Source organism: Pseudomonas sp. NPDC087615 (assembly GCF_044743445.1).
GTDB lineage: Bacteria > Pseudomonadota > Gammaproteobacteria > Pseudomonadales > Pseudomonadaceae > Aquipseudomonas > Aquipseudomonas baetica_A.
On sequence record NZ_JBIUWM010000024.1, the window covers coordinates 48763 to 63799 of the forward strand.

The window sequence follows — 15037 nt, forward strand, 5'->3', positions numbered from 1 at the left end:
TCAAAATAATTAAACAATCAGGAAAAACTTAAGCGGGCCTTGATAAAAAAGAGCGCGTGCGAGTCATGAGAAACCACGCGCCTCCTTGTTTAGTGCAGATTAATCAATGCAAACAGTCCGACGATTACCATGAGTACCGACAGGTACTGCATGGGCACAAAAAACAACGTGTGTTTTTTGCGAAAAACCACTTCGCCACCGGTGGCTGGATCAATATAGGTTTTGCCGGGTGCATTATTCAGCTTGTGGCCAATATAAGCATTGGCAGCCGCGGCAACCAGTAAACCGATACCTACACCAAGACCATTGGGAAGCCCGGCGAAAGATATCAAGCCCACCAAAGGAAAAAGAATAGAAAGGATGCCCCAGCCTTGCCAGATAAGAAACATAACGTGTCCCTGTTAATTTTTAAGGCGCGCAATCTAACAACAATCAGCCGCCTCAGCAACATCTAGCAATATATTATGCAGATCACAGCGATCATTGCTTTCCGAGAACCGCCAAAGACACTAAAGCGTCCCGTCTTTACGCACTGTTCCTCGCTCTTCGGCTTTGGCAGAGCGTAATTTACTCCCTGGGTATCGTGATATTCGACTCGATCTTCTTCCCCATACTGATGCGCGGTTCGGTTGAGTAGCCCAGAGACTCGTAGAAGCTTTTGACGCGTTCATTTGTGCTGACGATCTGTAGATTGATTTTCATACAGCCACGCAGGATCAAGGCGTTCTCAGCATGATGTACAAGTTTTGCGCCCAAGCCTTTTCTACGATGGACCGGATGCACCGCAACCGCATACAACCACCCACGATGGCCGTCGTACCCCGCAAGAACGGTACCGACAACCTCATCCCCTGCCAACGCCACAAAAAAGAGCCCATCCGTAACGGCGAGTTTTTTGTCTATGGCAAGGCTGGGGGTGTTATGCGCGGTTTCGTAGCCGAAAACAGCTTCCCATAGCGCCATGACGCAGAGGCGATGGTGTTCGTTTGAGTAGTTGGCAATACCATCCATGGCGCAGCCCCTGAGTCGAATGGGACGACGCTATCTCTCTGTGAAGCTCTTGTCCATTGGACTCGTTGGGTCGAAAGCGGCTCAATGCCGACAGAGTGCTCTGTGTCATTGCATGGATTTGACCACACTTTTGCACTCGACTTGATCTGTTGCTTGCGTCGTATTTGACCTGCACGATTCGTGGCCTTGACCGGCAGAGGTCGGCCAAAAGCAGACCATGGACACGCTGCTAATGCGCCAGTAATGTGTGCCCAAATCATGTCGCGTTACCTCACATCTGTTGCGTTTCTGGCGCGACACTCAAGCCGAACAAGGGTTACACATGGACAAGGAACGTTATCAGACGCAAACAGCGGAAAATATTATGCCACTTGTGTCGTCTACTTATAGTCAGGCATAGCCATGAATACCTTCGAAACGAATGAAAAGTTAATTGCCGAAGGCTGCAGCACTCAAAACTTCGCAATCAACAGCATTGGAAGTGACGTGTATTGCCTATGCAATACAAATGGTTTTTGGTCAGTTTTTTATACGGAGCGCGGGATAGATCACCCTCCAATATTCAGCTCGATATCCGAAGAAGAAGCTTGTAAATTTTTCTATGACCACGTTATGAAAATGGAGCATTGGCACCTCGTAGGCTTTTACAAGGACAACAACTTGGTAGAAGCCATGGAATCTAAGCTTTCTAACCTTGGAATCCGATTTGTGCGCAATGACATACCTGCATACCAAGCACAAAACGACCCAAGATTTCGGATATTTATAGTGGGTAAAGATATTTTCAGATTCAAGGATGTATTCGGTGAGCCGTATATCAGCTATGCCTAACAAGGCGCTGAAATCGCTCATTTCATTCGCTGGGACGGCGCGCCGCCCCCCCCTTAGTTTACTCGTTGGTCAGCGTCCGCTATGGGTCCAGGCTGTGTGAAAACGTTTTAGAGCTAGTTTGAACGTCAGAACCGCAACGAAAATCGCGTTCCTACACAAATTTCAGGTCTGCTGACCAACCAAACGTTGGCAGATTTTACGTAGCAACGCAGACTTCACAACGGTGCATGCGTTTTCACACAGCCTGGGTCGATGTCTGCCCTTCGCGACGGGCAGACATCGGCCAGAAGCCGTCAGTAAAGAAAAGCTGCTTTCGATACGAAGCGGACGTTCGGCAAGCACATCTGGCAGTATGTTTTTCTGACAAACCCGTCCTGAATCCATGGCAAAACTGAATTGGCGAATATTTATACCCCATGAACAGAGTTTTGAGTGATGACAACCTTGATTACGTACTTACGGTCATTGAAAAGGCCCCAAACACGGAATTAAGTGTGATGTGTGAGCACCTGCAGATCGACAGTCGCGACCTTTTGAATCAATTGGCGATCTCAGTAGCAAGACTGTTTCTCACGGGCACCCGCGATTTTCATTACTGTGATGAGGTGATGAATATTGTCATCAGCGATATCGTCGATTTGTCCATGCACGCGGAAATGCCCCAGCCGGCATTTTCTATCTACCAGGCATTTGATGCAGGCGAGTATTGGCACAGCGACGATGACCGGGATGTATGTCCTTGGGAGAAGTGGACGCGGCCTGACCTGAAGAGAATTTTGCGTGAGGTCGACGACGGCGAAAGCGGGCTTTCGAAGTAGGTTCGACTTGAGCCTCGAAAGACCGCTTCTGGCCGGTCGCTGCCTATCATGAAGGGCAGCAACCGGCCATTAGCAGCCATTACTGGAGTACGATCGCAGGCTTAGCAACATCTTGCTCTGAAAACTCTGATGCCATTAAGTAGAGGAACTGCATCGGTTGACCAGTAATAAAGTCTTGGATTAGCGGGCCATAAGCGCCTTGGGATATTTTTGGTAATTGATGAGGTCTGTACCGGGTAATTGACCCCAAATAATAGGATATGGCGTAAATGCTGAGTAGCTGGGGTAAAACGTGTGGCTGCTCCGCGAGTGGGCATGCATACAGATAGTATTTTCGATAGGGTGGCACTGTAGAAACCACCGACCAAATACGATCCTTAATAAGCTTTGATAGCTCCTGAACCTTGTCGCTTGCATAGCCACTAATCGGAATCGGTACCTTCATCTCGAGGGTGGTCAGAACTTTATCTGTGATGGGGTCTTGGCTGACCATTTTAAAATCAATGTTTAAGCCGGTTCGTTTCAAAAGTTGGGAGCGCGTCATGCCGTGTCTATTAAGGTTTTCGGTTTTCAAAATCATCCTAAGCCATGCAGTTTTACCCTGGTAATCCTTCCAGTACTGAATGCTTTCTATTGGAAACATTCGCTCATCAGCGTTCTCAGCTGAACACCACAATCTGTGCCCGCTTACCGTCTGGGGCAATAGTTTTTTTAATTCGTAATCGAAGCTGGCGGGTAGTGACTTTCCTGTCACAGCTCGCAAGAATTCATCAAAGTTTTGAAGTATTTGTTTTTTGCTCGGGCTGGGGAATGCGGCGAGGTACGCATCAACTAATTCAACATTTGGGGCGCGAAGCTGCTCGGATAGCCCATGCTGCGCTTTATCAAATGTTGGTTGTTGTCCGCGAGTCAGGCAAAAAGCTTTAACTAAATTCATGTAGCTGTAGTAGAGAGAGAGCGGTCGTGACTCTAAAGTCTGTGCCTGGTTGGCAGCTTGGAAAAAATCTCGCGCTTGACGCAGGCATGCTTGGGCCTCCTCTTTAGCGGCCGCCGGGCATTTTTGACTTATACTTCCCTCGATAATTGACCATGGATCCAAAGCGAACAGCGTGTGTTGGACCTTATATCTGTTCTTGTGAGCGAGAGTGGCCGGCCAGAACGAGAAGTCCACAACCCGTTGCCTTGATTCAACTCTTTTCCCTGGTCGCGCTGGAGGCAGTCTCATCGAACGTTATTCCGTTGTCGAGTGAATTAGAAGGGCACATACTTTCGTCTTTCATGCCTGCCGTCAAATCAGCGTCAGGACTCCTCAACCATGGACCATCGTAATGATTGTCCAGTTGGCATGTCCCATTGTTTTGCAACCGTCCTTTGCTGCCCGGCCGTCTGGCCTCGTCTGGCGCTAAGCTTCAAAGATGGAAGCTGCGGCGGGATTTTGAGGTTTTAGGTAGAAATTCTTGACCATGGCTCAATGTTAATCACCGTTAACATCGAGGTGCCTGACTTCATGATCATAGGGGTCTGATAGCGGTATAACATCCGGCGTAATTATCTCCTCAATGTATATTGAGTGATCTATTCTATCGGAATACCCTATTACCAATTCAGCAGAGAATTTAACTTGGAATGATTTTGAATGAATACTTTCAAGAACAAAAAAATACCTATCATCCTCTCGATCAAATGGGCTTCTATCGTAGTCCTTGGTTATTTCAACTGTATCAATAGAAACTGAAAACAATAGACTATAGGCACAGTATTCTTTATCGACGGAAATTAAATTACTATCAATCAGATTAAGGTCTCTAAATTTTACATCTTCAAGCGAGGCCTCATCGTAATTTCCATAGTCAATTATATCGATAGTGATATCATTCAAAGAATCATTTATTCGCTTTATAGCTTCGTCACGGACTTTCAAGAAGGCGGTAGCGGCAAATTCAGAAGGCTCTATGGAAATGATTTTATTTATCGAATCCATTAGCACATCTATGGATTCACTACATATTAGATTCGAGTGCGCCTCCGAAAACCTGAACATATCTTTGTCTTTTGTTATTACGTGAATTGGCCATCCTCGCGTTCTTGAAAGTGCATCCAGCGCTAAAAGAACGTAGGCGTCAGGGAATTCTTTTCTCTTTTCGCCATTTGCGAAAGGCGCCCTCAGATTGAAGTACATATCAAAAACTTGCGATGCGCTCACATTTTCAATCGTAACATGCTCAACATTGTCCCCATATAAAAACTCGTCGAAGTTTCTGCATAGCCTGTCTTCTACCGCGTCGACAGTTAATTCCTCAAATATTCCATGCACAGGGAAATCAGGAGTGTTACGCAGCAACATCGCAGAGCGCCTTACTTTTTTTATTTCGTTAACCGCCTCCTCAGATTTAGCTCTAATATGCTGCTTAACCTCTTGAATTGTCGGATCGGTTATGAGAAGCCTAATCTCCTCATCATCAACAAGTTTCTTAAAAGCCTTTAGGCTGTGATTATCAAACTGAAAATTTTTACTCTCAAAGATATTGGTATCTAGAAAGACTAGTCGTGACTTGATTTCCATATCCCAGCTCCCCGAAGCATTTAATGTTTAATGTTTATTGTTTTTGCCGATTATGAGCATCGGTTCTTTGGTACAAAAATACCACTCGCTGTTTTGTTTTGCATACTAGTTTATAGACCCCATGTCTGAAATTACGATGCGTACGCCTCCTATGCTTGGGTCGCGTTGGAAGCTTTTAGCTACCAGCCACATTGCCGCGGGCGATGCCGATGAATGCTCGATCGAGGGTGCATGAAAAAGGGGCATATTATCTTTGATCTTTGAGATGCAGCTATTGGCCGTTTTCTGCCCGTCACGAGAGGCAGAAAACGACCCAAAAAAGGGACATTCGGCGACACCTATAAGGCTATGAGTGATCCATCCACACACGAGTGCTGGCTGACATCAACTTCAACGAGGATGTCGCGGCTAAGAAAGTACAAATGGTGCGCTTGGGCGTTTCCTTCGAGTCAGTCCACGCAAAGCTAGCTCTTTTGTGCCAATATTGAGCACTACAGTGGTATCTAAGAAAAGTGGGGGCGTTATGGAAGATTATTTTTTAGACTTGGAGGTTGTTGCTCCGGGTTGCTTTATGAATATTATGAAAGGAGGCCTCCTTCCAAACAATGGCATGGTTTGGGAGCTTACAAATGAAATGAAGCCCGTAGATCTATATTGTTATTTTTATGCAAAGTATGGAAGCCCGAACGGACTGCTGACCTTACTCAAAAAAGATACTTCTGATAATTTAATACATTGGGATTGGAACTTTGCCACCAGCGACGGATTAATATCTGTTATGGGAATGAACTTTCGTACAGAAATAGCTTTCAAAGGCGATTTTAAAGACAAGGGTCTTACGAAAGACATGTTTATCAGCCAAATTAAGACTGATATGGGGAAGTACGGGAAGAAAATTACAGAGTTTCGAAAGGAAATCGAAACATGGACGCAGTTCACAAATCCCTATCATCGAATTAAAAGAGCAGTAGATCAAAATTTTAAGCAATTGGATTCATTAGATGTGGATCCAGAACGTGATAGATTAAAACATCCCCGAAATAGCGTTGACGCCCATGAATTAGAAGGGGCATGGCGTACCCTGAGCACCAAGTACAGTGCCGCGATAGGTCTCGTATTTGGGTTGCGAGCGATGCTGCCTGTGCTAGCAGAGTCTTTTGTGAATTTGGTATTTTTTGTGCTAGCCCGACCAGAGATAAAATCGAACGATAGGTTGTTTAAAAGTTTGATTCGGCAAAATATCGACATAAGGGTTCAGACACTTCACTTGCACTGCGTGGGGTTTAAGAGTTCAGTTGATTATTCTTCTAGTGAGTGCAAGGCGTTCCACTCATTAATGAATGAAAGAAATGATCTTCTTCACGGGAACGTTGAAATAAGTAAGCTTGCGGTCGGAGATATTTATTTTCACGGCAACACTCCTCTTTTCAAGCAGTACGATGACTTCTGGAGCATTACTATAGGTGCGTCAATGGAGTCCGTACGCTTCTCCATGATTTACTCAGACTACGCTGCTGTCGAAGGTTTTATCGAGTATGTCATTCAGCAGCTCGATGACAAGGTTTCTGAGCACATTCGTTTTATACTTGAGCAAAGCCTTATGGGAATAAATGCTAAAACGGGAAGACTGGGTTTTCTAATTCCCGAAGGTATAGCTGATATTAGAGCCAGCGCTACAGATCCGAAAAAATCAGCGCATGGCGAAGATCTAACCGAAAAGGGAGAGCCAGGGAAACCCATACCAGGCGGCACGCCGGTTGAGTAAGTAGCCGAAATTGAAACTTTCTGCACAATTAAGAGAGACCCGGGCGCCCTTTTATTTCTGGGGTTTTATTCTGATTTTTCTAGGAAAGATGGCGCCGCCACGGGCGCGTGTAGGCGCAGCACCGATGGCAAATGCCGCTCAATACAAAACTAGCGATCGGCCTCTCTTAGCCTTTAAGCTTTTTCTGAAGTTCGACAGTGCTCGCAAGCAACAGTGAAAAAGTCATGTTTCTTGACCCCGGTTGAGCTTGATTAATCGTCATCGAACGAGAATTTTTCAGAAATTACAACACTGTCTATATACTCCGCCAGAACCGGATCGCCGTCTTTTACGCCCTTCTGTTTAATATGATTTCTTATGGCGTAGAAGTGTTTTCTAAAGGCTATATAGTCGCAAACGCCCTCATATCCTGATCTGCCCAATCTAGTACGGTCATTATTGTTATATGCTTCTGACGAATTCAGTGGGTCCTCGTAATTCTCAGGAAAGCTTATGAAGTCGTACACAACCTTGATAATTCTTACCGGAATCCAGTGGCTACCGTCATGGGGATGATTAGGTGAAATTACTGTTTCGCCAATGGATTGGTCCAACGTCCCACCACAGAAAAATGCACCACTGAGATCATCACCGTCCGGTCGCAATAGCTCTCGGAATTTGTGGCGTTGAAAATCATGTTCCGCCTCAAAAATCAGCTTATGAGTATTAGTAGCAAGCTGATGTTTTATACCCTCAACTCTAGAAATAAGTCGAGCGCAAGTAACCCAGGCGACCCGGTCATTCGTTAATTTTCCGTCAACAATTATAACTTCTGCGGCTCGTTCTAGCAGTGAAAGTGCGCTAGATAGGTTCAAGGAAGATTGCGAATGTTTTTTGTCGTAGCTATGGGATGCGAACCCAACAGCCATTGTCCCTGCGATAAACAGCATTATAACAATCTGGATGCAGTCAGCTACTGTCAGCTTCTGAACTGCAATAGAACCTCCCCACAGCAGTAATAAGCACAATATCGAAAAAACAATTCCTAGTAATGTATCAGAAAGCGGCTTTATATTTCGGAAATACTCAGCCAACCAAAGTAAATTTTTATTTCTCAAATATCACCTCTTCAATTACATTCAGAACAAGAAAGGCTTTTTTGCTAATGTTTCTGTGGAAAACTATTTAAGTCAATAGCTCACAATCGAGCAAATTTCAACCATTGTTATCTAAAGTGCTCAAAAACGCCATTACAAGATAGGCTCAGTGGCTGCATATGCTGTTTAAGACTTGAGGGGGTGTCAAATATTTACTTGTGAAATATGCCTGTGTATCAGCTTTAGGGCCTTTCACAAGTGTCTTTTCTAGAGTCGATACTCTCAGATTCCACCGTCCGCTATTGGCCGACAGCTGCCCTCAACCAAAGGCAGCTTTGGATCGCTTTCTGCCTCTCGCGACGGGCAGTAAGAGTCAGCTCGGATGCAATTGACTGGTCAGTGGCAAGGCAAGCCGGTGGTCAAGTGAACTGCAATTATGCATGCCTGGCCGTTTGGGCGCTGAACCTATATCCAGACGTCACTCAATGCAGTTCGCTCACCCTGTTCATGGCCCGTGTTCAAAATACCTCGTGGTTCGATCATCATCAGTTTCGCTTCACTTTGCGCCGCCGTCCTGTGCACTACCCCGCGCGGCACCACATATAACTCCCCAGGATTCACATGGACGCATCCCTCTGGCAGGTCGATGCGCAAGGTGCCTTCGAGCACAATAAATGCTTCGTCGGTCTCAGGGTGTGAGTGCCAGATGAATTCGCCTTCGATTCGCACAACCTTGAACTGGTAGTCGTTCATTTCAGCGACGACCCGAGGGCTCCATTGCTGATCGATCAGCGAAGCCTTTTGCGCCAGGTTTATGGGGAGCGATGTTTGTGGGTGATGGGACTCAGGCATGACAGATCCTCTGTAGTTGAGGTCGTCAGCCTATCGAACAATGAATGCATCGCGCTTGTACGATCCTGCAAGTCAGCGTGCGGGCCGCAAGCGTTCCAGCCAACGCATGGGTGGGACGCCATAGCAGCGTGTGAAATGTCGGGTCATGTGACTCTGATCGTGAAAGCCTGCGGCGAGGGCGGCGTCCACCAATGTGAAACCGTCGAGGACAAGACGGCGAAAGCGGTCAAGACGTCGTAGTGTGACAAAGCGGTAGGGGCTGGTGCCATAGAGCGTTCTGAAGTCGCGTGACAGGCTCCAGCGCTCTCTCCCGCTAGCCTGCTCGAGCATTTCCAACGTAATGCCCAAGTGCATATTTTCCAGGATGAATGCTCTGGCGCGTTCGGCAGAGAGATAATCCAGACGCTTACGGCCACGCGACTTACCCGCGACGGCACGCAACGCCATTGCCAGGTCATACAGGGCGTCCTGTTCCTCCAGCGTCTCCATAGGGTTATCCATCGCTTGCACAAATGCTTCGCTGGCATGGTAAAGGCGCGGATCGTTCGAAAGCCCACCGGCGATAAAGGGCAAAGGTTCGCCCCCCAAGATTGTCTGGATCAATGCTGGATCAACGTAAGCCATACGGTAATGAAAACCTGCTTGCGTGCCGGCCATGCAGTCATGAAGTTCATCGGGGTGAAGCACGAGCGTGTTGCCCTGCACCCCGTGGCGTAGCGAACCCTTGTAGTGAAAACTCTGCACGCCCGCCAGCGTGCGACCTATCGAGTAGGTGTCGTGACGGTGTGGGTCGTAGCCGTGGCTGCCGAACCAGGCTTCGATACGCTCGATGCTACCGGGTTGAGTGCTGCGAATAACCCAGTCAGAGGTGCTCGGTTGGCCTTTTTTCCGGTCCATGCCAGTATTTTCCAGTTTCTGCGCAGTCGTCGCGGTTTTCCTTTTCGGGAATATACAAGTACTCGCAGTCGGATATCTCCTTTTGACCCAGGCTGGGAAAAAAATCGACGCTCGCCGTTAGCTCAAGCCACTGTTGAATTGATCACTGACCAGTTCAGCCAGCATCCGCACAGGTTCGGTAAAGCTTCGGCGAGAATGATGTATCAGCCCGATATCACGGTGAAACGTGCGCACGTCGAGATCGAGTGCCCGGACACCGGCTGGCCAAGGACTGGCTGCACAGCACGCTTGGCGGTTGTCCCACCGTCGTTGAGCCCAGGCTTTCGTAAAGCCTGAGCAGCATGTTCGCGAAGGGGTCTTATCAGCCACTATCGCCTCAGTTGACACACCGCCTTCGCGAACAAGCCCACAGGTGAGCCGTGGTTAATTGTCGATTGGCGTGATGATCTCAATCCGCGTAATCCCCACCCGTTCAGCCTGCGCAATTATCTCTTGGGGTGTCGAGTCCGCCGTGGGCATGACCAGGCCATTTTCCGCATCGCCCAGATGCAGTTCCAGCAGATGCATCGCAGCCTCGTGTTCGGCCAGTTGTGGCGGTTTGAGTTGGAACAGATGAGTACGAGGCTCGTCGTTGAAACGGTATTGCAAAAGGTAGTTGTGCATGGTGTCACCCGCGTGTGAAGGAAGAAGCCACTGATTATCCTGACGCACCGGTCAGTTATTAGTTCAACGGCATGGCGACTGCGACTTACTGGCGGTAAACAGATAAATCTTGGCGCTCAATCCAAACTTTTCGCCGCGCCGGGCGTCCTTTCCTTACACTCCCCCAAAAGCTGAGCACAGCTAAGGACTGGCGATGACCTTCTTCATTTTTCTTCTGGCCTGCGCGGCTGCCGCGAGCACAGGCGTCATTTTCAAACCGGGCCCCTGGTATGCATCGCTGACCAAACCTGGCTTCACACCGCCCAACTGGGCGTTTCCGGTGGCCTGGACGGTGATCTATCTGTTGCTGGCCTGGGCCGGATACCGACTGAGCCTGATCCCCGGCAGCCAAACGGTGATGGCGTTATGGGCGGCGCAGATCGCGCTCAATACCCTGTGGACGCCGGTCTTCTTTGGCGCCCACAACGTTTTCGCCGCCATGGTGATCCTGACGCTGCTCTGGCTGGTCGTCGCGGCCATGGTGGTGATGGCGTTGCAGCTTGATCTGGTCACCGGCCTGATCCTGTTTCCCTATCTGGCTTGGTTGTGTGTCGCCGCTGCGTTGAATTTTTCCATCTTGATCAAGAATCGCGGATGACTAACCCACGCAGCAAGACGCCTTGGCCACAGGGCGAGCGGGAATTGGCGCAAGTGCGTGACTTCAACAAGAAGCTTGCTTGGTTACCGCGCTTTAAGATTCGCAATCGCGTCCTGCCACGGATGATTCAAGCACTGCTGCGCGCCAGTCAGATCGGTGGCGTGAGCCAGTTGCTCAAGCACGGCCTCAAGGCTGAAAGAAAAGTGATCGAGACGGACGGCGTGCCGGTGGCCGTGCGGATCATCAGGCCACGCGGCCGAGCCAAAGGCGTCGTGCTGGATTTTCATGGCGGCGGCTGGGTGATCGGCAACGCGCAGATGAATGACAATTTCAACATCGCCATCGTCAAGGCGTGCGACGTGACAGTGGTCTCGGTGGACTATCGGCTGGCGGTCTCGACGCCGATTGAGGGCATCATGGAAGACTGCGTTGCCGCGACTCGCTGGTTATTGGGTGAACGCGAGTTTGCCGGCCTGCCGGTGATTGTCGTTGGCGAATCGGCCGGGGCTCATCTGGCGGTGGCAACCTTGTTGGCGCTGAAACAGTCGCCGGGTTTACTGCCAAAGATCAGCGGCGTGCTGTTGTATTACGGCGTCTACGATCTGACCGGCACCCCGAGCGTGCGCGCAGCACCACCGGACACGCTGGTGCTGGACGGCCCCGGCATGGTGGCGGCGCTGCGCATGCTCACGCCGGATCTGAATGATGAGCAACGCCGGCAACCGCCGTTGTCACCGTTGTATGGCGACTTCAGCGGCTTCCCGGCGGCGCTGATGTTTGCCGGCGAACTGGACCCGCTGCGCGACGATACCCTCGAAATCGCCCAGCGCTGGAGGACGTCAGCACCTGTCGAGGTGTACCAACTGCCCTCTTCACCCCATGGTTTTATTCACTTTCCGACCGCTATTGCCAACAGCGTGCTGGCGTACAGCCGTGAGTGGATCACGGGGCGAGTTAATGCGTGCACTGTGCTTACCCCCCCTTCTTGAGTCCTGGATACCGTCTGCGTTATTCGCGCCGTTCAACCTTGGAATCGGCCAACGCGCCCTCATAACAGTCGCTATACCCAACATCCCCAAAGGGAAGGACAAACCATGACCAGTCAAACCGAAACCGCCATCCTCGCCGGCGGCTGCTTCTGGGGCATGCAAGATTTGCTGCGGCGCTATCCGGGTGTGTTGCAAACGCGGGTTGGCTACACCGGCGGCGATGTGCCGAACGCCACTTATCGCAATCATGGCAATCACGCCGAAGCCATCGAAATCGTTTTCGATCCCGCGGTGATCAGCTACCGGCAGATCCTTGAGTTTTTCTTTCAGATACACGACCCCAGCACGCCCAACCGTCAAGGCAACGATCGCGGCCCCAGCTATCGTTCAGCGATCTATTACCTCAGCGAAGAGCAACTCGACATCGCCGAGGACACCGCTGCCGACGTCGACGCCTCACAGCTATGGCCTGGCCGAGTGGTGACCGAAATCGAACCGGCGGGACCGTTCTGGGAAGCGGAACCGGAGCACCGGGACTATCTGGAGCGCATCCCGAATGGCTACACCTGCCACTTCATTCGTCCGAACTGGAAACTGCCCAAGCGTGCCTGAGGTCCAGTCTCACGCTGTCATCGTTGTTCGCAATCGACTCAAATGAGGCCCGACGCCTTTGCGTCGGGCCAGTGGCGTTTTTAAAAGACAAACGTCATCAGTGCGTTGAACACCAAAGCCGCGACAAAGCCCAGAGGTGCCGCGCGAAACAGGAGTTGCTGAAACAGCGAGGCGCGGCTCTGCTCCGTAGGGCACGAGCCGAGGATCAGGCTGCCACCCGAGGAGAACGGTGAGATAGAGGTGGCTTGGGCGCCCACGACAATGGCAACAAACAGGATCATCGGATCGAGCCCCAACGTCGAAGCAATCGGCGGCACCATCGGGAACAGCGCAGGCGTCACGACCCCCAGCGTGCTGGAGAACAGCGACATGAAAGCCGCCACGACGCCGAAGACGATCGGCACCATGATCGGCGGGATGCTACTGCCCATCCACGAGGCCAGCACGTCGATGGTCCCGGCCTTGATCGCAACCGAAATCAGCATGCCCACGCCGCAAATCATGATCAACGTACCCCAAGGTACGGTCGCCATGACTTTGCGCTCGTCGCCCAGTTTGAGCAGCAGCGCAATCACCGAGAACAGACTGGCGATCAGCCCGATGTCCATCTTCGAATTGATAAAGCTCACCGTAGCGTTGGCCGGGAAGACGATATGCGCGATGGGCGCGGCCAGTACGATCGCCATCATCGCCAGCGTCAGCCAAAGCGTGGTTTTCTGATCGCGATTCAACGGCGTAGGCTCGGTCACCACATAAGCGCTGGCTTTCATCGCCTTGCCGTGGCCCGTGAGGAACACCAAGCCTGAAATCACCAGAAGAGGTATCACCAACGTGCTGGCGAAAATCGCTGCTGAGTTGATGAAAGCGTCATTTTCCGGAATCCCCGCGTTGACCATCAATCCACGGAAGATGATGCCGCTCTGGCTAGAGACGAAATTGGCCCCGCTCAACGCGCCGTAGTTTACCGCCATGCCGCCAATGATCAGGCTCATGCCCGTGCGTTCGCAGAGCAGCAACGTGATCGGCGCCATGAATGCCAGCACCGTGTAATAACCCGCGCCCATCCCTGAAATGACGGTCGCGGTGAAGAAGACCGCAAACGGCAACAGTTGCGGCATCGACCGGCTGCGATAAATCAGATGCTCAGCGAGTTTTTCAAGGGTGCCGTTGACCGTGGCGAAGCTGTAGAACAGGCAAACCGAGAAGATAATGAAGAAAATCTTCAGCGGCCACATGCCGATGACTTCCGACGGGCTGAGGCCCATGCCGTAACAGCCGATCAGGTAGGCAAACGCGATGGCGAACAGACCGATATTGATCTTGGTTTTGTAACCAAGGGCGACGGCGACAACGATTGCTGCGACGACGAGCAGGCTCATCATGATGGAAGTCCTATTGTTGTTATTGATTGTTTAGCGGGAAACGTTGAATCCGAACAGCGTTGCCGGATTTTCCTTCAACACTTGGGCGCGCTCGCCCGCATCCGGCAGCAACCTTTCGATGAAGGCCACCTGCTGGTCATAGCTCGTTTGATCTTCGAACTGGGTGTTGGGCCAGTCGCTGCCCCAGAGGAGTCGCTGGATGCCACCGCTCGCCTCGCGCAGCAGTGCCAGCACTTGCGTTGCCTGGGCCAGATCGGATTGGCTACGGTAGGGAGCGGACAATTTGAGCCATACGTGCGTGTCTGCCAGCAGTGCGAGAAAAGCCGTATGAGCGGGATTCTCAAGATCGATGCCACCTGTCGGCAGGCCAAAGTGGTCAATCACAACCGTCACGCCGCACGCCCTGATGACGGGCACGATCAGTGCCAGATCATCGATGCCCCGCTGAACCTCCACCTGCCAGCCGCGCCGTGCCAAACGCACGAACAGCGCAACCCAAGCGGGACTGCTGTAGTCGGCCAGTGTCTTGCCAATCAGGTTCAAACGGATGCCCACCACACCGGCCTCGGCCAATTCATCCAATCGACTTTCGCTGACATCAGCGTCGACGACCGCCACCGCACGCAGGCGTTTTGGATAGCGGCGTAACGCGTCAAGCATGAAGTGATTGTCGGTGCCCAGAAAGCTCGGCTGAATCAACACGCCGTGTGACAAGCCATTGCGATCAAGATGGTCCAGATACTGCTCAACCAAAGCATCGTAATGCGGGCTGTAGCGACGGCTGGCAACCATCGCCAGGTCTTGGCGGAAGATGTGGGCGTGGGTGTCCACACCACTGAGGGCAGGCGTATGGGGACTGGTCATAAACAGATAACCCTGAGCGATTGTTGTTATGGCTAACGATCTGCAGCGTTCGTGAGATCGGACGATGAGGCCCAAGC

The 15037-nt window shown here is 50.8% G+C and carries 16 protein-coding genes and 1 pseudogene; 6 read left to right on the plus strand and 11 right to left on the minus strand.

The window, feature by feature from the left end; translation table 11 throughout:
• Window positions 1-89: 89 nt before the first annotated feature.
• Together ACIOU6_RS14115 and ACIOU6_RS14120 are read right to left on the minus strand one after the other, a co-directional pair.
• Window positions 90-389, minus strand: coding sequence for a hypothetical protein (locus ACIOU6_RS14115; RefSeq protein ID WP_401137152.1), 300 nt, complete (start codon window positions 387-389; stop codon window positions 90-92).
• Window positions 390-567: 178 nt separating this feature from the next.
• Entirely contained in the window at window positions 568-1011 is a 444-nt protein-coding gene (locus ACIOU6_RS14120) for a GNAT family acetyltransferase (protein WP_401137155.1), read from the minus strand.
• Window positions 1012-1413: 402 nt separating this feature from the next.
• Between ACIOU6_RS14120 and ACIOU6_RS14125 the strand changes: the two genes are divergently transcribed.
• Window positions 1414-1842, plus strand: coding sequence for an SPOR domain-containing protein (locus ACIOU6_RS14125; protein WP_221732578.1), 429 nt, complete (start codon window positions 1414-1416; stop codon window positions 1840-1842).
• Between the two features lie 428 nt (window positions 1843-2270).
• Window positions 2271-2660 (plus strand): hypothetical protein, encoded by a 390-nt coding sequence (locus ACIOU6_RS14130; protein WP_339496024.1) that lies wholly within the window; start codon window positions 2271-2273, stop codon window positions 2658-2660.
• Between the two features lie 79 nt (window positions 2661-2739).
• Here the strand turns inward: ACIOU6_RS14130 and ACIOU6_RS14135 are convergent, their stop codons facing one another.
• Complete coding sequence (locus ACIOU6_RS14135) at window positions 2740-3831, minus strand: YaaC family protein (RefSeq protein ID WP_401137159.1); 1092 nt, start codon at window positions 3829-3831, stop codon at window positions 2740-2742.
• Window positions 3832-4134: 303 nt separating this feature from the next.
• Window positions 4135-5223 carry a PIN domain-containing protein gene (locus ACIOU6_RS14140; RefSeq protein ID WP_401137162.1) on the minus strand — a complete coding sequence of 363 codons (1089 nt, stop codon included), beginning with the start codon at window positions 5221-5223 and terminating at the stop codon, window positions 4135-4137.
• 523 nt (window positions 5224-5746) lie between these two features.
• Between ACIOU6_RS14140 and ACIOU6_RS14145 the strand changes: the two genes are divergently transcribed.
• Complete coding sequence (locus tag ACIOU6_RS14145) at window positions 5747-6988, plus strand: hypothetical protein (RefSeq protein WP_401137165.1); 1242 nt, start codon at window positions 5747-5749, stop codon at window positions 6986-6988.
• A 251-nt stretch (window positions 6989-7239) separates the two neighbouring features.
• Here the strand turns inward: ACIOU6_RS14145 and ACIOU6_RS14150 are convergent, their stop codons facing one another.
• From ACIOU6_RS14150 to ACIOU6_RS14170, 5 genes and pseudogenes are all read right to left on the minus strand, one after another.
• Window positions 7240-8085: a hypothetical protein gene (locus ACIOU6_RS14150; protein ID WP_401137168.1), complete on the minus strand. Its 846-nt coding sequence runs from the start codon at window positions 8083-8085 to the stop codon at window positions 7240-7242.
• Between the two features lie 444 nt (window positions 8086-8529).
• Window positions 8530-8916, minus strand: a complete 387-nt coding sequence (locus ACIOU6_RS14155; protein ID WP_401137171.1) for a cupin domain-containing protein — start codon at window positions 8914-8916, stop codon at window positions 8530-8532.
• Between the two features lie 72 nt (window positions 8917-8988).
• The gene (locus ACIOU6_RS14160; RefSeq protein ID WP_401137174.1) at window positions 8989-9813 is read right to left on the minus strand and encodes an AraC family transcriptional regulator; all 825 of its coding nucleotides are present in this window, start codon (window positions 9811-9813) and stop codon (window positions 8989-8991) included.
• Between the two features lie 117 nt (window positions 9814-9930).
• Window positions 9931-10080, minus strand: a pseudogene (locus ACIOU6_RS14165) (LysR family transcriptional regulator); the annotation flags it as partial.
• A gap of 156 nt (window positions 10081-10236) precedes the next feature.
• A complete protein-coding gene (locus ACIOU6_RS14170; protein ID WP_221732582.1) occupies window positions 10237-10476 on the minus strand; it encodes a hypothetical protein in 240 nt (79 codons plus the stop codon).
• 193 nt (window positions 10477-10669) lie between these two features.
• Between ACIOU6_RS14170 and ACIOU6_RS14175 the strand changes: the two genes are divergently transcribed.
• The 3 genes from ACIOU6_RS14175 to msrA all read left to right on the plus strand — a co-directional run bounded on the left by ACIOU6_RS14175 (window position 10670) and on the right by msrA (window position 12714).
• Window positions 10670-11113, plus strand: a complete 444-nt coding sequence (locus tag ACIOU6_RS14175) for a TspO/MBR family protein (protein ID WP_221732583.1) — start codon at window positions 10670-10672, stop codon at window positions 11111-11113.
• Entirely contained in the window at window positions 11110-12102 is a 993-nt protein-coding gene (locus ACIOU6_RS14180; protein WP_401137178.1) for an alpha/beta hydrolase, read from the plus strand. The genes ACIOU6_RS14175 and ACIOU6_RS14180 overlap by 4 nt, the downstream gene beginning before the upstream one ends.
• A gap of 105 nt (window positions 12103-12207) precedes the next feature.
• Window positions 12208-12714: a peptide-methionine (S)-S-oxide reductase MsrA gene (gene msrA, locus ACIOU6_RS14185; protein WP_401137181.1), complete on the plus strand. Its 507-nt coding sequence runs from the start codon at window positions 12208-12210 to the stop codon at window positions 12712-12714.
• 80 nt (window positions 12715-12794) lie between these two features.
• Here the strand turns inward: msrA and ACIOU6_RS14190 are convergent, their stop codons facing one another.
• Both ACIOU6_RS14190 and ACIOU6_RS14195 read right to left on the minus strand, forming a co-directional pair.
• Window positions 12795-14096 carry an SLC13 family permease gene (locus ACIOU6_RS14190; protein ID WP_401137184.1) on the minus strand — a complete coding sequence of 434 codons (1302 nt, stop codon included), beginning with the start codon at window positions 14094-14096 and terminating at the stop codon, window positions 12795-12797.
• Between the two features lie 30 nt (window positions 14097-14126).
• A complete protein-coding gene (locus ACIOU6_RS14195) occupies window positions 14127-14960 on the minus strand; it encodes an amidohydrolase family protein (protein WP_401137249.1) in 834 nt (277 codons plus the stop codon).
• Window positions 14961-15037: the final 77 nt, after the last annotated feature.